Here is a 25,283-nt window from a genome sequence, read left to right on the forward strand (position 1 = left end):
GAGTAGCAATTTAGTGTGAAAGCAATAGCAATACAAATCAGCGCAGGTTTACAATCAACGTAAAGAATGTTGCTTTTCTATTTTGACTGACGTTTTGACAAAAAAATGCGTAAAAACGATTGCCATGAAACTATTTTTATAACTAAGAAATGGAGAGAATTCAATGACAACCTATAATGAAGAAATGCAATATCTATCAGAGAAACTTGGGGATAAAGATAATCTAATTGCTCTTTCAACCATCGCGCTTGAGACAACGGATGATGGGTTACCAAAACCAGTAGTGCGATTAGTCGATGCAGTCTATCTTGACGGAGCCTTCTACGTTACATCCTATGCTACTACTGACAAAGTGCGACAGCTGACGGTCAATCCAGCAGTGTCGATTGGTATTGTGGTTGAAAGTTTCACCGCAGAGGGCCTAGCCGAAAATCTCGGTTGGGTCAATGACGAAAAAAATGTCCAAATAATGAAAACCGTCCGCAATATTTTTTCCGAATGGTATGAGCAAGCCAACGACGATAATGACGAAAATACTTGTTTAATCAAGATTCAACTAATCAAAGGAGTATGGAACTTCCCTCACGAAGGTATTCGACGAGATATTGATTTTATAAATAAAACCAGCAAACTTTCAAAGAGTGAGGACAAATAAGAACCAGTTAAAAATAGGATAATTAATGGTGGACTCACTGATCGGTGCAAGACTAAGATCAGTGAGTCCTTTTTGGAAAACTTGATTTAATAGGATGTCGGCTCACTTTGACATGGTTTTTGACAAGATTTTCTTCCCAAAAAAAGCTATTTTGCTACAATGAAGAAGAAGGGAAGTGGGAAAATGACATTTGGTGAAGGTCTAAAAAAATTACGGGTCTCACAAGATTTGACCCAAGCGCAATTGGCGGAACGGATTTTCGTTACCCGCCAGACGATTTCGAATTGGGAGAATGATAAAGGGCAACCGGAATTAGAGAATTTGATTCTCCTCAGTGAACTCTTTCACGTTTCTTTGGATGAATTGATCCAAGCGCCTAATGAAAAAAATAAGCAAGTGGATAAAAGGAAAATTGGTCGGGATTTTTTAATCATCTTCTTGATTTGGTCAGTAATCATGTTAGCGGTTCAATTAGTACTCCATCCTTTTTCTATGAAATATGTGCTGATTTATTCCCTAGGAGGTACGTTGATCGTCTCAGAATATTTGCGTCGGACAAAACGGTTGGCAAATGTTTATGCTCAAGGAGAAAATATGTATGACTTGGGAATTTATTTGTGGATTTTTTTTATCGTCATGGATCTGATCATTCTTTTGATTCAAAGTGAATATATACTCTAGGAGGAGAAGAAAATGAAAGGTTTGATACCAGTTACAGCAACTCAAACTCCCGATGGAATCTTTTGGTCCAGTCAAGACCAAAATTATGTCCCTCGGTTATTAAATTATCTCAAAATAGACTATTCAGACTATGAATGGGAAACCGTGCCGGGCTATGATTTGACACCTGAAAAGATCGCTGAATATGAGGCTGTGGCAGTCACTTCCATGTCTCAACGTTATTTTCCGTTGATCAAGCAAGCCAAGCCCTCCATTAAAGCAATCAAAATCGGCGCGGAAGATTTCATGCGGCAAATGGCACCAAAGGGAGCGGTCGTCGGTCGAACCACTGGCTATGTATTGGTGGATAATCAAAAGATGAGTCAAAAGAATCAACCGAAAAATCCCATGACTTTCAATTATGAAAATTTGCGGCAAGTGATGCGGGATTATCCGAAGATCTATTGGGAAGTCGTGACCTTCGATGAGTTGAAGGAACGTCTGCGAAAAAATACCAAAAACGTGACAGTCGGTCTCATCCCAAAAACCTACGCCTATGAAAAATACTTGCAAACGGGATCTCCTGATGTTGCAATTGTGAAGCTAACACCTAAGCAGTTGGAAAAAACACCTGTCGCCTATGAAGCAGCGATGCTTATAACCGGTGCGATAACGATGGTTTTGATGACTTTGCGGGTTTTCTTTTGAATTGTATTAAATGAAACTGCTTTTTTAGTTTGATATCAAGTGGAATTTGTCAATTAGTGGATTATGTTAAGGTAATAGTTGGTTAAAATAATATATTCAAACATGCTAAATTAAGTGTGTAGCGATGAGATTTCTAGAAACCCTCTAAAAAATTTATTAAACCCTTCTAGAAATTGGACCTTGGAATAATGGGGATTCCAAGGTCTTTTTAGGATTTAAGAAAATAAATGAGCGTGTAAATACATATAGAGAAATAGTATTCCCATATAGTATTATTGTTCTTAAACCATAGATAAGTAACAAGACGAACGTGGGATAAATCTAAAAATCAGATTTGCTACAGACTCTTGAGTAAACGGCGGGAGCAGAAGCAACTCCTTCGGAAATAAGCCGAAATTCACAAAAATTTGAAAAGCAATTTTCGTTCATTTCTTCTTATTTCTCGGAGTTAAACACTTCTGTCCCAGCCTCTCTCGAATAAACGGCGTCCAAAAGTCAGGTTTTTCGGAAATTTCAAAAACGAGTGTGGGAGCGTGGGACAAAACTAAAAATCAGTTTTGCCACAGACTCTAACTCCGAATAAACGGTGGGAGCAGAAGCAACTCCTTCGGAAATAAGCCGAAATTCACAAAAATTTGAAAAGCAATTTTCGTGAATTTCTTCTTATTTCTCGGAGTTAAACACTTCTGTCCCAACCTCTCGACCTCATTTGGACCTCTCATGGCTTCAGTTGAGGTTCAATTATGGAATTTATTTCTATCTTTAATTGGTATTTTTCAATTCCATCGTTATTTGTTGATCCCGACTGATATGTTCAATCAAATGTTACATGAACTAGTGAGCCTTTTTCTTCAATAGTCAACTGGTCAGGTGTTAAGATGAAAGAAAGAGGTGTGAAAGATGCGCGAGAGCCAAGAAGAATGGGCCCGATGGAAATATTACGTCATGGCCCGATCACAAAAAGAATATTTAGCGTTACGCCAGCTTTTTTCTGGTAATCAGTGGTCAGAGACGAAAAACAAGCAATTTTATCAGCACTTGGATATTGTAAAAAGAATGCCGGTTGATCTAAAAGCGAAGAGAAATACATATGAACACGTTTGGGGATATTTTAAAAAGACGGCAACAGCAGAAGAAAAACAGCACTTTTTTGTTCTGCTGGATCAATTAACAGAACGTCAGGACGAGGTACTTCCGTATCTAAAAAAGTTGGCAGAAAAATACCAAATCATGTATCTTTTAGAATCTCATCTGTTTGATGAGTGCAAATCATTTCCGGATATTCACTAGGACTTTTATAATAAGACGATATGGAGGGATGTACAAATGGAAACACGCGCAATCGTTATAGAAGAATATGGTCATGCAGACCAATTGAAAGAAAGCAGAGTAACTTTACCTGAACTAGGGGCCCATCAAGTGTTGGTCAAAGTCAAAGCTACCTCAGTCAATCCGATTGACTGGAAACTTCGTGAAGGGTATCTAGCACAAATGATGCCTTGGGAATTTCCGATTATTCTAGGGTGGGATGTTGCAGGTGAGATTACGGCAGTTGGTTCAGAAGTGCAAGATTGGCAAGTCGGCCAAGCAGTATTTGCACGACCAGAAACAACTCGTTTCGGCACCTATGCTGATTATACGATCGTAGATGATCATTTATTAGCTAAAAAACCTGATTCTGTTTCTTTTGAAGATGCAGCGGCTGTGCCATTAGCAGGGTTAACTGCTTATCAAGCGCTATTCACGCATGGCAAATTAAAAGCTGGTGAAAGAGTCTTGATCCACGCGGGTGCTGGCGGAGTCGGTATTTATGCCATTCAATTAGCTAAAAATGCGGGTGCTTTTGTCATTACGACTGCTAGTGAAAAGAATCATAAGTTATTAAAAGAACTTGGTGCGGATCAAGTGATTGATTACCATACCACTGACTTTTCAGAAGTATTAGAAGACGTGGACTTAGTTTTCGATACGATGGGTGGGGATATTCAAAAAGCCAGCTTCGAAGTATTGAATCCAAAAGGACGGTTGATCTCAGTCGTTGACCAACCTGATGAAGAATTAGCCAAGAACATTGCGGTGGCAAAAAGTATTTGGCTTCAACCAGACGGCAAACAATTACAAGAGATTGCTGATCTAATGGAAGCAGGAAAAGTTAAAAGCGTCGTTGGTCATACGTATCCACTTACAGCAGAAGGTGTGAAGGCTGCCCATGAATTAAGTGCGACTCATCATGCTAAGGGAAAAATCGTTTTAGTAAATGAGTGATCGACCAATCAATGCCACCATAATTATTCCTATCACTAATGAATTCAATGGAGCAAAAGATAGATTCAAAGAGGTCGACACAAAAGTCGTTTAGGTTTGTCCCACATTCGAGTTTCGACTTATTTTTCTGAAAAGAGTTGTCTTTACTGTTTATCCATGTTTGGTGAGGTTGGGACAGAAGTGTTTAACTCCGAGAAATAAGAAGAAATTAACGGAAATTGCATTTCAAATTTTTGTGAATTTCGGCTTATTTAAGAAGGAGTTGCTTCTGCTCCCACCGTTTATTCGTTTTTAAAGAGTGGGACAAAAGTAAGAAACACTTTTGTCCCACTCTCTCTTTGTTCATTTCTCACCAGAGGTTTCGGTACCGTAGTAACTATGGTCTTCTAAGTCTAGTGCATTTAAAATCAGCGATGCAGTCTCTTCGATTGAAAGGGAGGCGACGTTGATGACCACGCATCCTAGTTTTTTATAAAGATCATTTGCGAAATCTAGTTCAGCTCGGATTTTTTCAATATCAGAATAGGCTGTGTCTGGATTTAGTCCATAAGAACGCATCCGCTCTTTGCGAATGTTATTAAGAATATCCGGATTGTTGGTCAAGCCAACGATTTTTTTCGGATCGATTTCCCAGAGCTGTTTAGGGATATGGGCTTGAGGGATCAGTGGCAAGTTCGCAACTTTCAGGTTCTTATTTGCTAAAAACAAACTTAATGGTGTTTTTGATGTTCGTGATACCCCAAGCAGGACAACATCTGCTTCTAAAAAACCACGGGGATCTTTTCCATCATCATATTTTACAGCAAATTCCATCGCTTTGATCCGTCTAAAATAATTTTCATTCAATAAATGGAGTGCCCCAGGCTGCCGTGTCGGTTTGACTCCAGTCAATCGTTCGATTTCTTGGATTGGCGGCGTCATGACGTCAAAACTAAATAGGTCATTTTTCTGGCAAAAATCACGTGTCATTTCAATCAATTCTTGGTTGATCAAAGTATGGAGGACAAGTGCTTTTTCTTCAAGGGCATCTTCTAAGGCTTGTTGAAGTGCTTCTTTGTCTGTTACAAATGTCCGTCGGAATAAATTGAACTCGACTGATGGATATTGAGCCATAGTTGCTTGCGCTAACTTGGTTGCTGTTTCGCCAGCAGAATCAGAAATGACGAAAAAGGTAACGATCTCTGTTGTCTCAAAAGTCATAGATATAAAACCTCACTTGCAATTTTTTTATCTTTAGTATACCATACTGTGGAACATATACTTCGTAATCATTTTGATTTGGAGGGGACGCCTTGAAAAAGCAAACATTGATCGAACAATCATTAGAAACATTGAAAAATAACGGATTCAAGTATACGAAGAAGCGCGAAGCGATGTTGACTTACTTAGTAAAACGAAATCGATATGTATCGGCTAAAGAAGTTTTTGATTACATGAATCAGGAGTTCAAAGGGGTCAGTTATGATACAGTTTATCGAAACCTTCATGATTTTTCTGAACTTGATTTATTGGAAGAAACAGATTTGAATGGAGAAATGAAATTTCGCTTTCATTGTTGTCAGGGAGAGATCGGGCACCATCATCACTTTATCTGCACGGTTTGTGGAACGACCAAGGAGATCCATATGTGTCCAATGAATTATTTTCAGGACCAATTAAATGGTTGTACGATCGAAGGCCATCGTTTCGAGATCTTCGGGCGGTGTGAAAATTGTCAATAATTGTTTTAAATAAAATAACATTTGATTATTTAAAAAAAACACAAGATTCCCTTGACGGTCAAAAGAGCTTTAGATATAATATTTACAGGACATTCTTGTTTTTTGGGATTTAAATTTCAATAACAATTACGGTTACTTTTTAAGCTCGGAGGGAGGGAATTAACATGTCAAAAACAGTCGTTCGCAAAAACGAATCACTTGACGATGCTCTTCGTCGCTTCAAACGTTCCGTGTCAAAAGCGGGTACTTTACAAGAATCTCGTAAACGTGAATTCTACGAAAAACCAAGTGTAAAACGCAAGAAAAAATCTGAAGCAGCTAGAAAACGCAAAAAATTCTAGTTCTTTGATGAATTGGAGTTGGTAGTGTGTCACTACTAAGTAGATTGAACGATGACATGAAGACAGCGATGAAAGCGAAAGATAAAGAATCTTTGCAGGTGATTCGTATGATCAAGTCATCTATTCAAAACGAGCAGATCAAAGAAGGTCACGACTTGACGGAAGATGAAGAACTAACAGTGTTGTCTCGTGAAATGAAGCAACGCCGTGATTCTTTACATGAGTTTGAAGAAGCTGGGCGTGACGATTTGGCTGAAAAAGTGAAAAGTGAAATTGTGATCGTTGAGAAATACATGCCAGAGCAATTATCTGAGGATGATATTCGTCAACTTGTTCAAGAAGCGATTACGCAAACTGGTGCTTCTTCTGTAAAAGAATTTGGTAAAGTCATGGGTGTGATCATGCCTAAAGTCAAAGGAAAAGCAGATGGAAATCAGGTCAATGCAATCGTGAAAGAACTATTACAATCCTAATCTTGTAATTTAAAACTGCGAGCAATTTGTTCGCAGTTTTTTTTACTTCAATCTAAAAAGAGTTGGTTATTCCTTTAAAGGAATAACCAACTCTTTTTAGATAGTCCAATCAATTATTTACTTGTTCATTCTCTCTAGTCTTCATCGTTAGCGCTTGGTAACCGTAATAACCTAATAGACTGATCAGATAACCCAATAAGGTAGGAACGACCCAACCTAATCCAAGTGAAGCTAGTGGTACATGATGATGATAGAAAGCCAGTAGAGCAGCAACAACAGATTGCTGTCTGACTAGTGCAGGAGAATTGGCGAACATATCTAGAACAGCTGGTACAGCGGTAAAGAGCATCGTCACTTGATAGATGACTGGATTTCTTTGAAAAAATCTGGCGGTCAATGAGAGTAAGATCAATGCAAGAGAAAGTGGATAAAGGAGCATCAATACAGGTAAAGACCATTGGATGATATTATCTAATCCAGCATTGGCTACAACAAAGGAAACAAATGTAGTGAGACGTAACCAAGTAAGGTAGCTGACCTTAGGAAATAGTTTATGGAAATCTTGGGCAAAAGAAACGACCAATCCCATCGCGGTAGTAAATACGCCTAAAGTGACCATGACTCCTAAAAAGACAGCACCAAAGTTTCCTAAATAGTATTGAACGATTTGTGAAAGAGCTGTACCTCCGTTTTCGGATAATGTTAACTTGTTTAAGCTCATCGCCCCTAAAAGGACAAGTCCAAAATAGATGACTACTTCAAATGCAACACTAAGAGTACCTGCTTTGGCAGTCAGCAAGGTCACCTGTCTATTTTTTAATCCTAGATCACGAACAGCATGTACAAAAGTAACACTTAGCGCAAGTAAAGCAACAGCATCGACTGTATTGTAGCCTTCTAGGACACCATTTGTTAAAGCGTTCGATCGATAAGTAGTATCGGCAGCTTGATGGAGGCCACCCATAGGATGGATGAAGGCAACGAAAAAGATGACTGCTAATAAGATGAGAAAGATCGTGTTTAAATATTTTCCTACATATTTAACGAGGCGTGTAGGATGGACGGTCAATAAATAGGCACATAAGAAGAATAACGCAGAGAATACGAGCATGCCGATCGTAGTGAATTTTTCTGGAAGAAATGGTTTTGCGGCCATTTCAAAAGCAGTAGCGGCAGTACGAGGTGTACCAAAAAAAGGACCGATCGTTAGATGGACAAGGACAAGAAATAAAGCAGCGTACCATTTGCCGACTGGTTTGGCTAGATCATATAAGCCATCGCTGTTCGTCACTACGACTGCTAGAATCGCTAGAAGTGGGAATAATGCACCAGAAATAGCAAAGCCGACACTGGCATTCAACCAGTTTTGACCTGCAAGTTGACCAAGGTGGACTGGAAAAATCAGATTACCTGATCCAAAAAACATGCCGAAGATGAGAGAACTGACGACTAGAAGTTGTTTCCAAGAATAAGTTTTTGCTTTGTTCATTAATAATTCCTCCGATAATAAAAAAATAGATAAATGAATGTTTGTTTTGTGCTTCGAATCTCACTAATGTCAGTTTCCATGGGAACCACCACCTTAAAAGAAAATAAAAAAGAGCCCTTTTCCACTTGGGAAAAGGGCTCTAAATAACTAGAACGGTACCACCTTTTTTAGCTTGAATAAGCTGTCTATTTTCACGGACGCTTTTTTGTAAAAGTTATCCGCTAGCCTGATAATGGTGGCAGCCACGATGCTCTACGTTTTCGACATCGACTCGGAAATGATGTTCGCTCACTCGATTTATTGTCATTTTTCACTTACATGACTCACTGGGAATAAATACTTGAGTAGCTACTGTTTTCCTCTACGTTTTATGTGTTATCTAATTTATTGAAGTTATGATACTACCACTTATTTTAAAAAGCAAGACTAGTTTTACGAATAAACTAAATTTTTTTAATTTTCAAAAAATGTAAGATGTTTTAATTTGAGTCAATCTGACACCAAGATGAGAAGGGGCTGAAGGGAATAATGGAACATTTTATGGTGGATATCCCAGTAGAAGACCGTTATTTTTCCTAAAAAATATCCTAAGAAATCACGAAATAGAGTCCTTTGTGCAGTCCCTTTTTTATTTGCTATATAGTTTTTCTCGGATATGGTAAAATAGGAAAGAATGATTTGAAGTAAAGGAGATGTCTATTTTTGACAGAAGCGTCCAGTTCTTTAGAGATTAGATTAACTGCTGCTGACGATGTCAGTATGCTTTTAGGTGCACATGATAAACATATAAAATTGATCGAGGAAATGACCGAGACCACTATCCATACAAGAGGAGAAATGATCCAAATCATTGGAGAAGAGCCAGGTCTTTCATTAGCCGCTGAAGTGATCCGTACGTTACAAGAGTTGATCAAACGAGGGATCCATATCAGCACACCTGATGTAGTGACTGCTTTAAAAATGGGTCAAAAAGGGACCTTAGGCTATTTTGTAGAAATGTATGAAGAAGAAATCGTCAAGGATCGCAATGGAAAACCGATTAGAGTGAAAAATAGCGGACAAAAGAAATACGTTGAAGCGGTCGCTAAACATGATATCGTGTTTGGCGTAGGACCAGCCGGAACAGGGAAAACATTTCTTGCGGTCGTGCTAGCGATAGCGGCGTTGAAAAAAGGCGAGGTCCAAAAAATCATTTTGACTCGTCCAGCAGTCGAAGCAGGTGAAAATCTAGGCTTTCTACCTGGAGATTTAAAGGAAAAAGTAGATCCCTATCTGCGTCCAGTATACGATGCGCTTTATCAGATCTTTGGATTGGATCATACGAATCGGTTGATGGAGCGTGGAGTTATCGAAATAGCTCCGTTAGCCTATATGCGTGGGCGAACATTAGATGACGCATTTGTGATTTTAGATGAAGCGCAGAATACGACAGTGGCACAAATGAAGATGTTTTTGACCCGTTTAGGCTATCAGTCTAAAATGATCGTCAACGGTGACACAAGCCAAATCGATTTGCCGAGAGGTACACAAAGTGGGCTTGTTCATGCTGAACGAACATTGAAGCAAATCAAGAAAATTGCATTTGTCAATTTTGAAGCAAGTGATGTTGTTCGTCACCCTGTTGTAGCAGAAATCATCAAAGCTTATGAAAAAGCAGATCTTCATCAAGAGTAGGGCTTAGGAGGATAAGCATATGTTGAACAAGATACTACAACAATTACAAGCAAAACTGGGGAAGGCTGCAATGCCTTTCTTGTTGTTTTTGTTTTTCATCATCATCTGTGGGGTCACTTTCAGTAGTGTAAAGCAAAAGGCAAATGATTTTAAAGAAGGTCAAGTAGCCGAGGAGAGTATCCGGGCGAATAAAACCATCGAAAATACGGAAGAAACGGAACAAAAGCGAAAACTAGCAGCAGAAGCTGTTACGCCAGAGTATACGTATCAACAGGATCTAGTCGATGAACAGAATAACCGGATCAACCAACTGTTTGATTTGATCGAAAAAACGAATGATTCCATTGACAAAACATATAAAGACAACGTAGAAAAATCAAAAGATAACGAAAACGTACCAAAGCCGACGATCGATGAACGGATCGCTGCCCTAAAGAAAAATTTTGAAAGTGTGAATGCAGAGAATGTAGCATTCTTCCAGAAGCTACCGACTAATTTCTACACAAAAATATTTGGGATGACAGAAAGTCAAATCAATGAAGTTCGCGATCAAAGTTTAAAACTGATCGATGAACAAATGAGTAAACAAGTACGAGAAAGTGACTTAGAAGCCTTCAAACAAGAGGCAGAGGATCAGATCCAGTACTTAAATGTTTCTACCGATCAGCAACAAATGATCCATTATCTAGTGGATCAAGGAATCGTTGTCAATGACGTGCTGAATGAAAAGAAAACTGAAGAGTTGAAACAAGCAGCTAGAGAAGCAGTTCAGCCAGTCATGATCTACCAAGGAGAAATCATTGTCCGTGAAGGAAACCAAATCGATTCGGCAGCGATGAAAAAACTTGAACTTTTAGGTCTGACAAATCAAACGACATCGATTTTTCCATTAGTTGCGATGATTTTAGCTGTTCTTTTACAAATTGCTGTATTATTCTATAACTCGATGCAGTATCATGAAGCAGCCAAAAGAACAGAATATGTTCTTTTTTATGTGACAGTGATGTCCCTCAGTGTTCTATTAATGAAATTTTTCCAATTGTTCCAAACCGAGCAAGCAGCTTATATCCCGCTATTTTATCCTGCAGCGTTTGCACCTTTAGTGCTGAATGTTTTCTTGAATCGGCGTTCAGGGATCATTGCGGCTTTGTTCCAAACAGTTACTGCTTTGTTCATCTATTATGATTCGATCGGAACGAACTTTTTGACAGCGATATTGATGTCCTATTTGTTTAGCGGGCTGTTAGCAACTGTCTTAAAACGGCAACGGGTTTCTGAACAATGGGTTTCAGCCATGATGTGGGTGATTATCTTTCCACTACTGATGGATATTGTATTGATCATTTATCAAGGTATGAGTTTTAGCGATGGTACCACATGGTTGATGCTGGTATGCGGATTTATGGGTACGTTGCTGTCCTATCTGTTGACGATGGGCTTACATCCATATATTGAATTGATGGTCAATGACGATAGCGTCATCGTACTAAATGAATTGAGTAATCCAAATCATCCGTTACTGAAGCAGTTGTTAGAAGAAGCACCAGGCACATATCATCATAGTATGATGGTCGCTAACCTAAGTGCAAATGCAGTCGCTGATATCGGTGGTCGTTCTTTATTGACGCGAGTAGCCTGCTATTATCATGATATCGGCAAAATCAAACATGCCAGTTTCTTTGTGGAAAATTTGCCATCAGGTGCAGAAAATCCTCATAATTTTCTATTACCAGAGGATAGTAAACAAATCATTTTTGGCCATGTAACTGATGGCGCTAAAATTTTAGAAGAGTATGAGATGCCACAGATGGTGATCGATATTTGTCGTCAGCATCACGGAACTACGTTAATGAAATATTTTTATATCAAAGCAAAAGAACGGAATCCAGAAGTGACGGAAGAGCAATTCCGTTATCCAGGTCCAAAACCACAAACAAGAGAAGCAGGGATCGTCAACATTGCCGATAGCTGTGAAGCAGCTGTTCGTGCGATGGATCATCCTACAGGAGAAAAAATCGAGCAGTTCGTTCATAATTTGATCGAAGAACGTATTTCTGATGGACAGCTTGATGATAGTGGATTGACACTGAAAGAAATTCGCAAAGTTGAAAAATCATTGATCAGTGGGTTAAGTAGTACCTTCCATTCAAGGATCAAGTATCCTAAAATGAAATCAGAAGCGGAAAAAATGAAAGAAGAAGTCGAAAAAACAGAAGATTAGTAAGGGAAAGAAGCGATAATAATGGACATTACATTTATGGATGAAACAGAAAAAGTTTCAGAAGAAAAAATCAAAGAAATCGAGGATCTGCTTCAATTTGCTGCCTCACACTTGAATTTGCCAGAGGAAACAGAAATGTCTGTTACTTTTATGGATAATGCCGCAATCCAAGAAATCAATCGCGTATATCGTGGGAAAGATGCACCCACAGATGTCATCAGTTTTGCGTTGGAAGAAGAAGGGGAAGATGAAATTCCTGTGATCTTTGAAGATGGGGATAATCCGATGCCACGAGTATTGGGAGATATCATGATCTCAATCGAGCGAGCAGCTGAACAAGCAGAAGAATACGGACATTCGTACGATCGGGAACTAGGATTTTTGGCGGTACATGGTTTCTTGCATATCAACGGCTATGACCATATGACGCCAGAAGATGAGAAAGAGATGTTTGGCTTACAGAAAGAGATATTGGATGCGTATGGACTTAAAAGATAAGAATATCGAAAAAAATGTTGAAAAAAATAAACACTTTTTGATGTCAGTAGAGTTTGCGCTTCAAGGCGTCAAAACAGTATTTGATGAAGAGCGCAACATGAAAAAACATGTGGTATTCGGTTTGTTCGCGTTACTTATGGGAATCGTTTTTCAGCTAAGTATCAGTGAATGGTTATGGTTACTTCTAGCCGTGTTTTTAGTGTGGATCGTTGAGATCATCAATACAGTTTTCGAAAATGTTGTCGATATGTTCACTGACTTTCATTTTCATCCCATTGGGAAAAAGATCAAGGATATGGCAGCTGGTGCGGTTCTTGTAACAGCTTGCTTTGCCGTGATCGTTGGACTTATCTTATTTGTCCCTAAAATCTATCAATTGTTTTTTAATTAAAGGAGAAAATTATGACAGAACATAAATCAGGATTCGTAGCAATCGTTGGGCGCCCAAATGTTGGGAAATCAACGCTATTAAATCGGATCGTTGGTCAAAAAATTGCGATCATGAGTGACAAAGCACAAACGACCAGAAATAAAATCCAGGGAGTCTATACGACACCAGAGGCACAGTTGATATTTATCGACACACCTGGTATCCACAAGCCAAAACACCGCTTAGGCGATTTCATGGTAGAAGCAGCTTACAGTGCGTTAAGAGAAGTAGATGCTGTGTTATTTATGATCAGTGCGGATCAGAAGCGCGGACGCGGAGATGACTTCATTATCGAACGTTTAAAAAATGTTCATTCACCAGTGTACCTAGTCATCAATAAAATCGATAAAGTTCATCCAGATGAGTTGTTAGGCATCATCGAAGACTATTCGACACAGATGGAATTTGCACAAGTGGTACCAATTTCAGCTACTGAAGGAAACAACGTAGAACGTTTGATGGAGGTCCTGGTTGACGAAATGCCTGAAGGTCCTCAGTATTTCCCTGATGACCAAGTAACAGATCACCCAGAATACTTTATTGTTTCAGAATTGATCCGAGAAAAAGTGTTAGTCTTAACTAGAGATGAAGTCCCACATTCAGTCGCTGTTGTGATCGACTCGATGAAACGAAATGAGAATGACAAGGTACAGATCCAAGCAACGATCATTGTGGAACGTGACAGTCAAAAAGGGATCATTATTGGTAAAGGCGGCAAGATGCTGAAACAGATCGGCACGAAAGCCAGAAAAGATATTGAAAATCTTTTAGGCGATAAAGTATACCTTGAATTGTGGGTAAAAGTCCAAAAAGATTGGCGTGACAAACAAGTCTACTTGCAAGATTTTGGGTACCGTAAGGACGAGTATTAAATCGGCTCGTTCATCAATGGATAAAGAGAAGGTCGAGACAAAAGTCGTTTAGGTTTGAGAAATTGGAGAGAAAAGAGAGTGGGACAAAAGTAAGAAACACTTTTGTCCCACTCTCCTCTAAACACGGATCAACGGCGATTTCTTCGAAAAGAAGCAGAAATCTTACAGGAATCGAGAAATTATTTCTGTAAGTCCTTCTTCTATTGTTGTGTAAGACTTCGATTTTCATCACGTTTGATTTATCACTGTCTTAATGATGATCGCTAGTAATAGCTGTCCGTTCAATATACAAGAAACTCAGATGTGAAAGGAGTGCTACTATGAGTCAACTTGCAGAATCAAAAGGCATCATCTTATCCAGTAGAAACTATAAAGAAAAAGATAAATTAGTGAAGATCTTTACGGAATCTGCTGGGAAAATGATGTTTTACGTAAAAGGGATCCATCGGCAAAATCAGCCGTTAGCTCCAGCACTTCTGCCCTTCACTGAAGCAACCTATATAGGCACCTTTAAAAATGAAGGACTTTCTTTCATTACAAGTGTCAAAGATGTTCATGCTTTTCGACATATCCAAGAAGATATCTTTTTAAGCGGTTATGGCACGTATTTGCTGAATTTAGTCGATGCTGCAATTGAAGATCATCAGTATGATCCTCATCTATTCCATTTTACCCAATTAGCATTGAATCGGATGGATCAAGGCGATGATGCGGAAATCATCACGAATATTTTTGAGGTTCAGTTGTTACAGCGCTTTGGGATTGCTCCGATTTGGACGCATTGCGTGGTTTGTGGAGAAACCCAAGGAAAATTTGATTACTCGTCAAAATATGGGGGCGTGATCTGTGAAAAACACTGGGGTATGGATCACCATCGCTACCATGCAGATCCGAGAGCTGTTTATTTTGTACGAATGTTTTCGGCAATCTCCTATGACAAGATCAATGGGATCAGCTTGAAGGAAGAAACCAAACAAGCGATTCGCCAGCTGATTGATCAGTTGTATGAAGAATACGTAGGAATCCATTTGAAAAGCAAAAAATTTATTGATCAAATGAAATCTTGGGAACATGTATTGAAAGTCCCTGAAAAAGAGGATAAACCAACTGCCGAAAATGAAAAAAATGAGTAGAATTTTCAAAGAAGGCTCAAAACTATTTGACAAAAGGGCGGTATACCGTCTATTATTGAAGCTAGATGAATGAGAATGTGATTTAAAGCTTTTCATTATGTGAACTCTTAATAGATAAGTACGATGATCAAGCACAGTAAAAAATACGTAGCACAAGCGAGTTCGGGAGGGTGTAAGCCGAACGCTGGCGGTTTTTGAAGAGGCACTTGGGAGTACGACCAATGAAGCTGCCGATTTTTTCGGAAGTAGGGTGGAACCGCGAAACTATTCGTCCCTATGTTTGTTTAGACAAGCATAGGGGCTTTTTTTGTTATTCTGATTTTCTCATAAAACGTTTTTTAATTGGAAGGAGCAAAAGATATGAGTAAAAAATTATCAGTGCAAGACATGATCTTAACGTTGCAAAAATTTTGGTCATCAAATGGCTGTATGTTGATGCAAGCGTACGATACAGAAAAAGGGGCGGGAACGATGAGTCCCTACACCTTCTTACGTGCTATCGGACCAGAACCATGGAACGCAGCATATGTTGAACCATCACGTCGACCAGCAGATGGCCGTTATGGTGAAAATCCGAATCGTCTTTATCAACATCATCAATTCCAAGTAGTCATGAAACCATCACCAGAAAACATTCAGGAACTATATCTTGAAAGCTTGCGTTTATTAGGAGTCGATCCTTTAGAGCATGACATCCGTTTTGTTGAAGACAACTGGGAAAACCCTTCGATGGGCTGTGCCGGTGTTGGTTGGGAAGTTTGGTTAGACGGTATGGAAATCACTCAATTCACGTATTTCCAACAAGTTGGCGGACTTCCATGTAAACCAGTTACGTCAGAAATCACTTATGGTTTGGAACGTTTAGCATCTTACATCCAAGAAGTAGAAAGTGTCTACGATCTAGAGTGGTCTGATGGAGTAAAATACGGGGAGATCTTCAAACAACCAGAATATGAACATTCTAAATACTCATTTGAAGTGAGCGATCAAGAATTGTTACTAAGTAATTTCGATCGTTTTGAAAAAGAAGCAAAACGGTGTATCGATGAAAATCTTGTTCATCCTGCCTATGATTATATCTTGAAATGCAGCCATACCTTCAACTTGTTGGATGCACGCGGCGCAGTATCTGTGACTGAACGTGCTGGCTATCTTTCTCGAATTCGCAACATGGCAAAAGCAGTAGCAAAGATTTTCGTGGCAGAACGAGAAAAACTTGGATTCCCATTATTGAATAAAAACACAGCAGATCCGAAAAACAACAAGGAGGCTGAATAAGATGGCAAAAGATCTATTATTGGAAATTGGTTTGGAAGAAATGCCTGCCCATGTAGTGACACCAAGTATGAAACAGTTGGAACAAAAAACAGCAAAATTTTTGGATGAACATCAATTAACGTATGATTCGATTGAAACATTCTCAACGCCAAGACGATTGGCAATCAAAGTAACGAATATTCCAGAACGCCAAGAAGATAGCGAAGAGGAAGTCAAAGGTCCTGCGAAAAAAATCGCTCTAGATGCTGAAGGAAATTGGTCAAAAGCAGCACAAGGGTTTGTTCGCGGACAAGGACTGACAACTGACGATATCACTTTTAGAGAACTAAAAGGTGTCGAATATGTCTATGTGACAAAATATACGCATGGGAAACCAGCAAAAGAAGTATTGACAGGTCTTGCTGAAGTAGTCAAAAGTTTGACTTTCCCAGTGACGATGCACTGGGCTGATTTTGATTTTGAATATATCCGCCCGATTCATTGGATCGTTGCTTTATTAGATGATGAAGTGATCCCCTTTGAGGTGTTGGATGTAAAAACCGACCGTCGCTCACGTGGACACCGCTTCCTAGGAGAAGATGTGACTTTCGCCCATGCGAAGGAATATGAAGAAAAATTACAAGAGCAGTTCGTGATTGCTGCACCGCAAAAAAGACAACAAATGATCGTTGAACAAGCAGAAGAACTTGCACAAAAAAATAACTGGGTCATTGATCTAGATGCCACTCTTTTGGAAGAAGTCAATAATCTAGTCGAATATCCAACTGTCTTTGCAGGTGATTTTGAAGAAAAATACTTGTCTGTACCAGAAGAAGTGTTAGTGACGTCAATGAAAGAACACCAACGCTACTTTGAAGTGAGAAATGAAGAAGGTCTGTTATTGCCACACTTCATCTCAGCACGTAATGGCGATCATGTAAAATTAGACAACGTGATCCGAGGAAATCAAAAAGTGTTGACCGCTCGATTAGAAGACGCAGAATTCTTCTATAATGAAGACAAAAAAACGTCCATTGACCAGTATGTCGAAAAATTGAAATCTGTAACGTTCCATGAAAAAATCGGCAGTATCTATGAAAAAATGCAACGTGTCCAAGTAATTGCACGTATTTTAGGTGAGTCAGTTGGTCTTTCTACAGAAGAATTAGCTGATTTACAACGTGCTGCTGAGATCTACAAGTTTGACTTGGTAACCAATATGGTGGGCGAATTTCCAGAACTTCAAGGAATCATGGGTGAAAAGTATGCCCGACTAAATGGTGAAAAACCAGCAGTTGCTCGTGCTATCAAAGAACACTATATGCCGACTTCAAGTGAAGGAGAACTTCCAGAATCAGCTATCGGTGCAGTATTAGCAATCGCTGATAAGCTAGACAGTATCTTCTCTTTCTTCACTGTTGGTATGATCCCAAGTGGTTCAAATGATCCCTATGCATTGCGTCGTCAAGCTTACGGAGTCGTTCGGATCATCGAAGCGAAAAATTGGGCATTTCCATTGGTCAACTTACAACATGCGATCAATCAAGAAATCAATCAAGACATTACTCGTTTTGGTATTGAATTGTCTGAAGGACAAAAAGAAGTCATTGATTTCGTTAAAGGACGTTTGCGTCAATTGTTGACAACGAAAAAAGTACGTCATGATATCATCGATGCTGTTTTGAACGCAGAACAGAAAGATTTGACAAAAGCTTTTGCTGCAGCTCGATTATTTAAAGAACGATTGGAAGATGAAGACTTTAAACCATCAATGGAAGCTTTGACTCGTGTGGTCAATCTGGCGAAGAAAGTGGAAGACGACACTGCAAAAGAAATTGATCCAGCTCTTTTTGAAAACGAAGCAGAAAAAGAATTATATGAAGCAGTCAATCAAGTAAAAGCGCAATTACCAGATCAAAGCCTTGATGAAAATTACAATCAGCTTGTGGCATTACGCCCATTTATCGAGGCATATTTCGATCAAACGATGGTAATGGTCGAAGATCCAGCGGTACGTAACAATCGCTTAGCACAATTGCAACAAATTGCTGAGATGGCATTGTCATTAGCAAGTTTAGATCAAATCATCACGAAATAGATTTTTAGACAATGAGTTGGAGGAATCCAGCCATAAGAATCAAACTGGAACCATGGAATTTATGTTGGCTCATTGTCAAATGATGTTGGTGATGAGAAATCTTAGAATAATTTGGACAGGAGGCTGGGGCAGAAGTGTTTAACTCCGAGAAATAAGAAGAAATTAACGAAAATTACTTTTCAAATTTTTGTGAATTTCGGCTTATTTCCGAAGGAGTTGCTTCTGCTCCCACCGTTTATTCGTTTATAAAGAATGAGACAAAAGTGTTTCTTACTTTTGTCCCACGTTCTGTTCACTTTGTTGAAAGGGCTTCCGTTAGATAAAAATCTCTTTATAAATCAAGCAAAGTTGTTTCTTATATATTTCTTTGGTCAAACAATTCTCTTTGAAATAGGGAATAGGGTATCTTAAGTTAGCTGAGTACGAGACATCTTGAATCCCCGTGTGAATTGGTTCGTCAAATTAATGTCAAAGGATTTTAAGGTGTCTTTTCTATACTTTTGAATCATAAAAGACGTTACCTAATGGCAGCAACATCAAAAGGTATAGAGTATTTCTTTTCTGATGTGAATAGATGTCATATTTTTATCATTAATAATTTTAGTTATTTTATTTTTTGATTAAATTTTAGAAATACTTATTAAAATGAGAAAAATAGAAATGAAATCAGTTTAGAGTACTATTATTTCTGTTTTATTTAATTTTGAATTTCGAATTTCCCTACTCAAAAAAACAAGTTGTGGTATGATTATATAAGGGCAACTTTTTACAAATATTTCTATTAATATATTAGTTTATTTGTGATTGTAAATAAAAAAGCTCTCATGTTGATGTGAATAAGTCACATCTTTATTTATCTATAATAATATTTAGGAGTGAATCTATGAAAGCGCCATTCATGAAGTCACTGGTTACTGTAGCGATAGGACTAGGTGCTATTGGTATCTGCTTGGTTGGATACTATATCAATAATCAGCGCCAACATCAGCAACGGATTGATTACGCAGAAATTTCTATCCCGATTCAAAAAGATAACGTAGAATATTTGTCAAAAGAAATAGATAAGCTATATGATACACAAAAAAGAATTTTTCTAAGTCCAGAAATAACAGCAGAAACATTATCGAGTTTGTCGAGTAAACTGTCCTCTATAAAAATATCAGCAGATGATTATGACATCAAAGAATCAGAACTACCTAAGGAAGCTACTACGGTACAAGAGAAGAAGGAAGTAGCCAAGGCACAGCTAGTTGATGCAGAATCAAAATTGAAAATCCAAACAGCTATCAATGGATTATTTACTAAAAATGTAACAAACTGGCAACAAGCTGAGGATGATGTCATTATAAAAGATCAGTTGACAAGTGAAGCTGTTGCTCATGTACGTGAAAATATGAGCTTTTTTGAAGATACGCCTTGGAAAACAGTAGTTATACAATATCTAAGCTTTGCTGATAGTCAGATCGCGCAAGTTACGCAATTAGATCAGTTATTCAATACGATGATGACGGATGGTCAAGTAAGCGATACCTCGACTTATAATCAATATTTGACAGCTCTCAGCCAAATACAGGAAATCCGGAATGAAAAATTAAGAGCAACGTACGCAACAAAAGCAGAAACTATTGCTCAGAAAATGAACTATAGCAATATAAATTATTAATAATTATAGTAATGCTATCAAGTGGAGGAAACTATGGCAAAACGAAGAAAAAAATCAAGAGGGAAAAAAATATTTCTAATTATTTTAGCAATCCTTATCGTATTAGTATTAGCAATCGTGGGAGTAGGAGCAAAATTATATCTGGATCTTTCACACTCTATTGAGAAAACTTACGAATCAGTGGAACGAACGCAAAGTGAAAGAATAAAACCAGTTGATCTGGATAAAAAAGAATCTTTTTCTGTCTTATTGATGGGAATCGACACTGGAGATCTAGGTAGGGTCGATCAAGGACGATCAGACACGATGATGGTTGCCACAGTCAGTCCTGAAGACAGAAAGACAACAATCGTCAGTATCCCTAGAGACACGTATGTCGATATCGTAGGACATGACACAAAAGATAAAATCAACCACGCTTACGCATTCGGAGGCGCTGCCATGGCAATGGATACCGTACAAAAATATGTGGGCATTCCAATCGATCATTATGTCTCTATCAATATGAAAGGTTTAAAAGAACTCGTTGATGCTGTTGGTGGTGTCGAAGTAAATAATGATTTCACTTTCTCACAAGATGGCTATGACTTTACAATTGGTAAAATCACATTGGACGGGGATCAGGCACTCTCTTATTCGCGTATGCGCTATGAAGATCCAAATGGTGATTACGGCAGACAAGGGCGCCAAAGAAAGATCGTAGAAGGTGTAGCGAAAAAAGTATTGAGTCTGAACGGTGTAAGCAACTATCAACCCGTTTTGAATACTCTGGAGTCTAATATGAAAACAGACATGAGTTTTGATGAAATGAAAAAAATTGCTTTAGATTATCGGGATGCATTTAGTACGATCAAGCAAGATCAGCTACAAGGAGAAGGCTTTACGCAAAATAACATCTCTTACCAAAAAGTCAGTGACCAAGAACTTGATCGTGTAAAAAAAGAGTTGAAAGATCAAATGAATCTAGAGAATAAATAGGAAAGTGGAGAAAAAATGGAAGAAACAATCAGCTTGAAAGAAATTTATGAAACATTACGGAAACACTTGATAACAATCATCATCTCAATGTTTGCTGGCTTGGCTATCTCAGGAATCGTGACGTTTTTTATCTTGACGCCAAAATACAGCTCGCAAGCACAATTGATCGTGACATTGCCGCAATCAGACACTGCAAACGTCAATGATGTCAACACGAATCTACAAATGATCAATACGTATAAAGATATGATAGTCAGTGATCTAGTACTAAACGAAGTCAAAGATCGCTTACAAACAGAAGACAAGGTAAAAATGACTGCTGGACAAATCAAAGATGCGATTTCGGTCAATCAATCACAAAATTCACAAATGTTCTCGATACAAGCAACAAGTACGAATGCTGTGACTGCCCAACAGATCGCTAATACAACTTCACAAGTTTTCCAAGAGAATGCAAAAGATGTGATGAATGTCGATAAAATATCAATCATTTCAGGTGCTGTTGCTAATACGACACCTGTTTCGCCAAATAATAAATTGAATCTAGTGATTGGTTTAGTATTGGGGATGATGGTAGGTGTAGGCCTTGCATTCTTATTCGAATTACTCGACCGGACAGTAAAAGACGAAAAATACGTGATGGATACATTAGGCTTCCCAATCTTAGGGACAGTTCCTGAAATGTCAGCAAAAGACTTGAACGCTAGTATTCGTAAAAAGAAACCAAATCCTACACGACCAAAAGACAAAAACGATAAAAACGATAAAAACGTTCCATCACGCAGAAGCCGATCAAGAGTCTAGGAGGAAGAAAAATGGCACGAACACAGAAACAAAAAACAACTCAAAATCATGCAGTCAGTTTGATTACATTAACAAACCCATCTTCACCAATCGCTGAACAATATCGGACGATTCGGACGAATATCCAGTTTTCCTCCGCAGCTGGTCAGCAAATTAAGACGATCGTCGTGACTTCATCAGGTCCTGGAGAAGGAAAATCTACTACCGCAGCAAATATTGCAGTCGTTTTTGCTAAATCTGGTCAACGAGTACTGCTAGTAGATGCAGATTTACGTAAGCCAGTTATCCATAAAACATTTCAACTTGATAATGCAAGCGGACTAAGTACAGTCCTTAGTTCATCAGAAAGTTTAGCAGAATCGATTCAACGGACGCCAGTCGAGAACTTGTCGATTTTGCCTAGTGGACCTAAGCCACCCAATCCATCAGAAATGTTAAGTTCACCAAGAATGGATCAGATCCTAGCAGAAGCAAGACAGTTATTTGACGTGGTGATCTTCGATATGCCACCAGTAGTAGCCGTGACAGATGCACAGATCATGTCTTCAAAAACGGATGGTACCTTATTGGTTGTACGTGAAAATACGTCACGTAAAGAATCCTTGACTAAAGCAAAAGAACTGCTGGAGATGGTACAAGCACGCGTCCTAGGGGTTGTATACAATGGAGCAGAACACAGCAAAGATGCTGACTATTACTACGGAAATTAAGTACTAATAAGGGAGGAGACAGGAGAAATGATTGACCTTCATTGCCATATTTTACCAGGAATCGATGACGGAGCAGAAAATCTAGATGCAAGTATCGCTATGGCTGAAAAAGCGATTCAACAAGGCATCACACATATTTTGTGCACGCCACACCACAATAATGGAAAATACAGTAATGAAAAATCACAAGTCATCACTCTAGTCGCTTCACTACAAGCAGAATTAGAGAAAAGACAGTTGCCTTTGACGTTATTGGAAGGGCAAGAAGTACGTATTACAGGAACGCTCATCGAAGACATCCGCCGAGGCGATATTTTATTTACAGATTTAGATGATACGTATCTTTTGATCGAATTTCCGACACTTGAAGTACCTTTATATGCAGAAAAAATCTTTTTTGAACTGTTGCAACTAGGAAAGATCCCAGTAATCGTCCATCCAGAACGAAACGCGTATTTTCGTAAAGACCCAAATCATTTGTTGCCATTCCTAGATATGGGATGTTTAGCCCAGCTTACTGCACCGAGTTATGTTGGTGTATTTGGCAAAGACATACAGAAAACAGCCAAAACGATGGTCAAACATAATCTCGTGCAGATGGCTGCTTCTGATGCCCACGGGGTCTCTAAGCGCACCTTTTACTTAAAAGAATGCTATGAGCAGATTGCTAAGGACTTTGGTGAGGAAAAAGTAGAACAGATGAAACAAGTCGCAAAGGACCTGATCAACGGGGATATGATCAGTTATCCAGTCTATGAAGAGGTAAAAAAGAAGAAGTTTGGTTTATTTTAGGGGGAGTTAAAAAGTGTTTGTGCTAACGAGAAGAAGAAAAATCGCCATCTTGATTTTCGTGGACAGCTTGTTGTTGATTGTAGCAAATAGCGTAGCTGTTAATTTTATGGAGCCGTTTGTAGCTATACCGGTGGATCTTCTTTTAATCTACAATGGTTTATCAATAGGGTTCTATTTGTTTTATGGTGTTTTTTTCAAAGTGTTCACTCGGATCAATCGCTATACCAATTTAAAAGAAATGATCGCAATTTTTGGTTCGCTATCTGCAAGTGCCATCTCAAGTATTATCGTCTTGTTTTTTATAAACGAGCAGTATAGTTTGCGTTTAGTCATCTTTGCTTATCTACTTTCACTATTATTGATCATAGGTAGCCGATTGATCTGGCGTATTTACGTCGAGAAAAAAATATGAGATGTTTATCAACTGATTTAGCTAAGAATACTTTGATCGTAGGGGCTGGCGAAGGCGGGCGTATTTTATACAACAGCTTTGTTGGATCCAAAACGGCTCAAGATATCCACGTGGTCGGGTTTGTGGATGATGATCCGAATAAAAGAAATACGTATCTTTCAGGAAAAAAAGTACTAGGTGCATTAAAAGATATTCCAGAATTGATCGAAAAATATGACATACAAATGGTAACGATCGCTATTCCTTCTTTATCAAGAAAAAAATTACGAAGAATCTTCAAGTTAGTCGAATCCTCTCATGTGAAAGTCAATACGATGCCTTCTATGGAAGAACTTGCATCAGGAAAAGTAAGCGTATCAAAATTAAAAACCATTGATGTAGTGGATTTACTTGGAAGAGATGAGGTAGAATTGGATATTGAATCCATCAAAGATCAGATCGCAGACAAAGTCATTCTTGTCACTGGAGCAGGTGGATCGATCGGTTCAGAAATCTGTCGGCAAATCATCCAATTCAATCCTGCTAAGCTATTGCTTTTAGGACATGGGGAGAACTCGATCTACTTGATCGACCGCGAGTTACGCACGCATCATCAAAATTGTCCTACAGAAATCGTACCGATCATCGCGGATATCCAAGATCGCGCGAAAATCAATGAAATCATGGAACAATATCACCCAGATATCGTCTACCATGCAGCTGCTCATAAACATGTACCGCTAATGGAATGTAATCCAAAAGAAGCAGTCAAAAATAATATTTTCGGTACAAAAAATGTAGCGGAAGCAGCCAAAGCAGCAAAAGTAAAAAAATTTGTCATGGTTTCTACAGATAAAGCTAACAATCCACCAAACGTCATGGGTTCAACGAAACGTATCGCTGAAATGATCGTGACTGGATTGAATGAAGAAGGCTGTACGAAATTTTCAGCTGTTAGATTTGGGAATGTCCTTGGCTCTCGCGGCAGTGTGATTCCAGTATTCAGAGAACAAATTGCTCAAGGGGGGCCAATCACGGTAACAGATTTTCGTATGACCCGGTATTTTATGACAATTCCCGAAGCAAGTCGTTTAGTTATTCAATCTGGCGCATTAGCAAAAGGTGGCGAAATCTTTATTTTAGATATGAGCGAACCAGTGAAGATCGTGGATCTAGCCAAAAATATGATCCGATTGAGCGGGTATAGCGAAGACGAGATTGAAATCATTGAAACAGGTATCCGTCCCGGTGAAAAACTATATGAAGAACTATTGTTGGATAAGGAAAGAAATGACGAAGCAGTTTATGAGAAAATCTTTGTAGGAAACATCAAAGGCTACTCGATACAAACAGTGATGGACTTCGTCAAGAGCCTGCCACAAGACGATGAACAATTGGCTAAAGACATTGTCACTTTTGCAAATGCTTCGAATAAGTAGGGGGAAAATAT

Annotated in this window: 23 protein-coding genes and 2 pseudogenes; 22 read left to right on the top strand and 3 right to left on the bottom strand. The window is 38.7% G+C overall.

What is annotated here, in order from left to right:
- Positions 1-163 precede the first annotated feature (163 nt).
- From FGQ66_RS03260 to FGQ66_RS03270, 3 genes are all read left to right on the top strand, one after another.
- Positions 164-655, top strand: coding sequence for a pyridoxamine 5'-phosphate oxidase family protein (locus FGQ66_RS03260; protein ID WP_113846053.1), 492 nt, complete (start codon positions 164-166; stop codon positions 653-655).
- A 183-nt stretch (positions 656-838) separates the two neighbouring features.
- Positions 839-1,336: a helix-turn-helix transcriptional regulator gene (locus tag FGQ66_RS03265; protein ID WP_005880341.1), complete on the top strand. Its 498-nt coding sequence runs from the start codon at positions 839-841 to the stop codon at positions 1,334-1,336.
- Positions 1,337-1,348: 12 nt separating this feature from the next.
- The gene (locus FGQ66_RS03270) at positions 1,349-2,023 is read left to right on the top strand and encodes a hypothetical protein (RefSeq protein WP_005880339.1); all 675 of its coding nucleotides are present in this window, start codon (positions 1,349-1,351) and stop codon (positions 2,021-2,023) included.
- 353 nt (positions 2,024-2,376) lie between these two features.
- Here the strand turns inward: FGQ66_RS03270 and FGQ66_RS15650 are convergent.
- Positions 2,377-2,502, bottom strand: a pseudogene (locus FGQ66_RS15650) (DUF3788 family protein); the annotation flags it as partial.
- A 421-nt stretch (positions 2,503-2,923) separates the two neighbouring features.
- Between FGQ66_RS15650 and FGQ66_RS03275 the strand changes: the two are divergent.
- Together FGQ66_RS03275 and FGQ66_RS03280 are read left to right on the top strand one after the other, a co-directional pair.
- Entirely contained in the window at positions 2,924-3,313 is a 390-nt protein-coding gene (locus tag FGQ66_RS03275) for a YbgA family protein (RefSeq protein ID WP_053109165.1), read from the top strand.
- A 36-nt stretch (positions 3,314-3,349) separates the two neighbouring features.
- On the top strand, positions 3,350-4,288 hold the full coding sequence (locus tag FGQ66_RS03280) for an NADP-dependent oxidoreductase (protein ID WP_113846052.1): 939 nt from the start codon (positions 3,350-3,352) through the stop codon (positions 4,286-4,288).
- A gap of 342 nt (positions 4,289-4,630) precedes the next feature.
- On the opposite strand, the gene FGQ66_RS03285 is transcribed toward FGQ66_RS03280, so the two are convergent.
- The gene (locus FGQ66_RS03285; RefSeq protein ID WP_005880333.1) at positions 4,631-5,488 is read right to left on the bottom strand and encodes a pyruvate, water dikinase regulatory protein; all 858 of its coding nucleotides are present in this window, start codon (positions 5,486-5,488) and stop codon (positions 4,631-4,633) included.
- Positions 5,489-5,580: 92 nt separating this feature from the next.
- Here FGQ66_RS03285 and FGQ66_RS03290 point away from each other — a divergent pair, with 92 nt between their 5' ends.
- The 3 genes from FGQ66_RS03290 to FGQ66_RS03300 all read left to right on the top strand — a co-directional run bounded on the left by FGQ66_RS03290 (position 5,581) and on the right by FGQ66_RS03300 (position 6,823).
- Positions 5,581-6,009: a Fur family transcriptional regulator gene (locus FGQ66_RS03290; RefSeq protein WP_005880331.1), complete on the top strand. Its 429-nt coding sequence runs from the start codon at positions 5,581-5,583 to the stop codon at positions 6,007-6,009.
- A gap of 164 nt (positions 6,010-6,173) precedes the next feature.
- The gene (rpsU, locus tag FGQ66_RS03295) at positions 6,174-6,350 is read left to right on the top strand and encodes a 30S ribosomal protein S21 (RefSeq protein WP_002356740.1); all 177 of its coding nucleotides are present in this window, start codon (positions 6,174-6,176) and stop codon (positions 6,348-6,350) included.
- A 26-nt stretch (positions 6,351-6,376) separates the two neighbouring features.
- Positions 6,377-6,823: a GatB/YqeY domain-containing protein gene (locus FGQ66_RS03300; RefSeq protein ID WP_005880329.1), complete on the top strand. Its 447-nt coding sequence runs from the start codon at positions 6,377-6,379 to the stop codon at positions 6,821-6,823.
- 109 nt (positions 6,824-6,932) lie between these two features.
- On the opposite strand, the gene brnQ is transcribed toward FGQ66_RS03300, so the two are convergent.
- Entirely contained in the window at positions 6,933-8,312 is a 1,380-nt protein-coding gene (gene brnQ, locus FGQ66_RS03305) for a branched-chain amino acid transport system II carrier protein (RefSeq protein ID WP_095443542.1), read from the bottom strand.
- A gap of 702 nt (positions 8,313-9,014) precedes the next feature.
- On the opposite strand from brnQ, the gene FGQ66_RS03310 reads away from it, so the two are divergent.
- The 14 genes and pseudogenes from FGQ66_RS03310 to FGQ66_RS03375 all read left to right on the top strand — a co-directional run bounded on the left by FGQ66_RS03310 (position 9,015) and on the right by FGQ66_RS03375 (position 25,272).
- Positions 9,015-9,986, top strand: a complete 972-nt coding sequence (locus FGQ66_RS03310; protein WP_005880325.1) for a PhoH family protein — start codon at positions 9,015-9,017, stop codon at positions 9,984-9,986.
- Positions 9,987-10,005: 19 nt separating this feature from the next.
- Positions 10,006-12,207 carry an HD family phosphohydrolase gene (locus FGQ66_RS03315; protein ID WP_113846050.1) on the top strand — a complete coding sequence of 734 codons (2,202 nt, stop codon included), beginning with the start codon at positions 10,006-10,008 and terminating at the stop codon, positions 12,205-12,207.
- 21 nt (positions 12,208-12,228) lie between these two features.
- Positions 12,229-12,705, top strand: a complete 477-nt coding sequence (gene ybeY / locus FGQ66_RS03320; RefSeq protein ID WP_005880322.1) for an rRNA maturation RNase YbeY — start codon at positions 12,229-12,231, stop codon at positions 12,703-12,705.
- Positions 12,689-13,096, top strand: coding sequence for a diacylglycerol kinase family protein (locus FGQ66_RS03325; RefSeq protein WP_005880320.1), 408 nt, complete (start codon positions 12,689-12,691; stop codon positions 13,094-13,096). The genes ybeY and FGQ66_RS03325 overlap by 17 nt, the downstream gene beginning before the upstream one ends.
- 11 nt (positions 13,097-13,107) lie before the next feature.
- Positions 13,108-14,007, top strand: a complete 900-nt coding sequence (gene era / locus FGQ66_RS03330) for a GTPase Era (protein ID WP_005880318.1) — start codon at positions 13,108-13,110, stop codon at positions 14,005-14,007.
- Positions 14,008-14,327: 320 nt separating this feature from the next.
- A complete protein-coding gene (gene recO / locus FGQ66_RS03335; RefSeq protein ID WP_005880316.1) occupies positions 14,328-15,140 on the top strand; it encodes a DNA repair protein RecO in 813 nt (270 codons plus the stop codon).
- 360 nt (positions 15,141-15,500) lie between these two features.
- The gene (glyQ, locus tag FGQ66_RS03340; RefSeq protein WP_005880314.1) at positions 15,501-16,418 is read left to right on the top strand and encodes a glycine--tRNA ligase subunit alpha; all 918 of its coding nucleotides are present in this window, start codon (positions 15,501-15,503) and stop codon (positions 16,416-16,418) included.
- A 1-nt stretch (position 16,419) separates the two neighbouring features.
- Positions 16,420-18,495 (top strand): glycine--tRNA ligase subunit beta, encoded by a 2,076-nt coding sequence (glyS, locus tag FGQ66_RS03345; RefSeq protein ID WP_138301690.1) that lies wholly within the window; start codon positions 16,420-16,422, stop codon positions 18,493-18,495.
- 883 nt (positions 18,496-19,378) lie between these two features.
- Positions 19,379-20,158 (top strand): hypothetical protein, encoded by a 780-nt coding sequence (locus tag FGQ66_RS03350; protein WP_138301692.1) that lies wholly within the window; start codon positions 19,379-19,381, stop codon positions 20,156-20,158.
- Positions 20,159-20,191: 33 nt separating this feature from the next.
- The gene (locus FGQ66_RS03355) at positions 20,192-21,136 is read left to right on the top strand and encodes an LCP family glycopolymer transferase (protein ID WP_138301694.1); all 945 of its coding nucleotides are present in this window, start codon (positions 20,192-20,194) and stop codon (positions 21,134-21,136) included.
- A 15-nt stretch (positions 21,137-21,151) separates the two neighbouring features.
- Positions 21,152-21,940, top strand: a complete 789-nt coding sequence (locus FGQ66_RS03360; RefSeq protein WP_138301696.1) for a YveK family protein — start codon at positions 21,152-21,154, stop codon at positions 21,938-21,940.
- 11 nt (positions 21,941-21,951) lie between these two features.
- Positions 21,952-22,650, top strand: a complete 699-nt coding sequence (locus tag FGQ66_RS03365) for a CpsD/CapB family tyrosine-protein kinase (RefSeq protein WP_138301698.1) — start codon at positions 21,952-21,954, stop codon at positions 22,648-22,650.
- Positions 22,651-22,677: 27 nt separating this feature from the next.
- Positions 22,678-23,442, top strand: coding sequence for a tyrosine-protein phosphatase (locus FGQ66_RS03370; RefSeq protein WP_138301700.1), 765 nt, complete (start codon positions 22,678-22,680; stop codon positions 23,440-23,442).
- A gap of 13 nt (positions 23,443-23,455) precedes the next feature.
- Positions 23,456-25,272: pseudogene (locus tag FGQ66_RS03375) on the top strand (polysaccharide biosynthesis protein).
- The last annotated feature ends 11 nt before the right edge of the window (positions 25,273-25,283 follow it).

The organism is Enterococcus sp. BSD2780061688st2 D3 (assembly GCF_005844145.1).
GTDB lineage: Bacteria > Bacillota > Bacilli > Lactobacillales > Enterococcaceae > Enterococcus_B > Enterococcus_B durans.

What these genes read in the sequence shown, in the direction of transcription:
- FGQ66_RS03365 (WP_138301698.1), top strand. Translation starts at nt 21,952, where the DNA reads ATGGCACGAACACAGAAACAAAAAACAACTCAAAATCATGCAGTCAGT.
- FGQ66_RS03280 (WP_113846052.1), top strand. Translation starts at nt 3,350, where the DNA reads ATGGAAACACGCGCAATCGTTATAGAAGAATATGGTCATGCAGACCAA.
- FGQ66_RS03315 (WP_113846050.1), top strand. Translation starts at nt 10,006, where the DNA reads ATGTTGAACAAGATACTACAACAATTACAAGCAAAACTGGGGAAGGCT.
- FGQ66_RS03260 (WP_113846053.1), top strand. Translation starts at nt 164, where the DNA reads ATGACAACCTATAATGAAGAAATGCAATATCTATCAGAGAAACTTGGG.
- FGQ66_RS03265 (WP_005880341.1), top strand. Translation starts at nt 839, where the DNA reads ATGACATTTGGTGAAGGTCTAAAAAAATTACGGGTCTCACAAGATTTG.
- recO (WP_005880316.1), top strand. Translation starts at nt 14,328, where the DNA reads ATGAGTCAACTTGCAGAATCAAAAGGCATCATCTTATCCAGTAGAAAC.
- FGQ66_RS03325 (WP_005880320.1), top strand. Translation starts at nt 12,689, where the DNA reads ATGGACTTAAAAGATAAGAATATCGAAAAAAATGTTGAAAAAAATAAA.
- glyQ (WP_005880314.1), top strand. Translation starts at nt 15,501, where the DNA reads ATGAGTAAAAAATTATCAGTGCAAGACATGATCTTAACGTTGCAAAAA.
- FGQ66_RS03275 (WP_053109165.1), top strand. Translation starts at nt 2,924, where the DNA reads ATGCGCGAGAGCCAAGAAGAATGGGCCCGATGGAAATATTACGTCATG.
- FGQ66_RS03285 (WP_005880333.1), bottom strand. Translation starts at nt 5,488, where the DNA reads ATGACTTTTGAGACAACAGAGATCGTTACCTTTTTCGTCATTTCTGAT.
- FGQ66_RS03355 (WP_138301694.1), top strand. Translation starts at nt 20,192, where the DNA reads ATGGCAAAACGAAGAAAAAAATCAAGAGGGAAAAAAATATTTCTAATT.
- FGQ66_RS03350 (WP_138301692.1), top strand. Translation starts at nt 19,379, where the DNA reads ATGAAAGCGCCATTCATGAAGTCACTGGTTACTGTAGCGATAGGACTA.
- era (WP_005880318.1), top strand. Translation starts at nt 13,108, where the DNA reads ATGACAGAACATAAATCAGGATTCGTAGCAATCGTTGGGCGCCCAAAT.
- FGQ66_RS03270 (WP_005880339.1), top strand. Translation starts at nt 1,349, where the DNA reads ATGAAAGGTTTGATACCAGTTACAGCAACTCAAACTCCCGATGGAATC.
- rpsU (WP_002356740.1), top strand. Translation starts at nt 6,174, where the DNA reads ATGTCAAAAACAGTCGTTCGCAAAAACGAATCACTTGACGATGCTCTT.
- FGQ66_RS03360 (WP_138301696.1), top strand. Translation starts at nt 21,152, where the DNA reads ATGGAAGAAACAATCAGCTTGAAAGAAATTTATGAAACATTACGGAAA.
- ybeY (WP_005880322.1), top strand. Translation starts at nt 12,229, where the DNA reads ATGGACATTACATTTATGGATGAAACAGAAAAAGTTTCAGAAGAAAAA.
- FGQ66_RS03370 (WP_138301700.1), top strand. Translation starts at nt 22,678, where the DNA reads ATGATTGACCTTCATTGCCATATTTTACCAGGAATCGATGACGGAGCA.
- glyS (WP_138301690.1), top strand. Translation starts at nt 16,420, where the DNA reads ATGGCAAAAGATCTATTATTGGAAATTGGTTTGGAAGAAATGCCTGCC.
- brnQ (WP_095443542.1), bottom strand. Translation starts at nt 8,312, where the DNA reads ATGAACAAAGCAAAAACTTATTCTTGGAAACAACTTCTAGTCGTCAGT.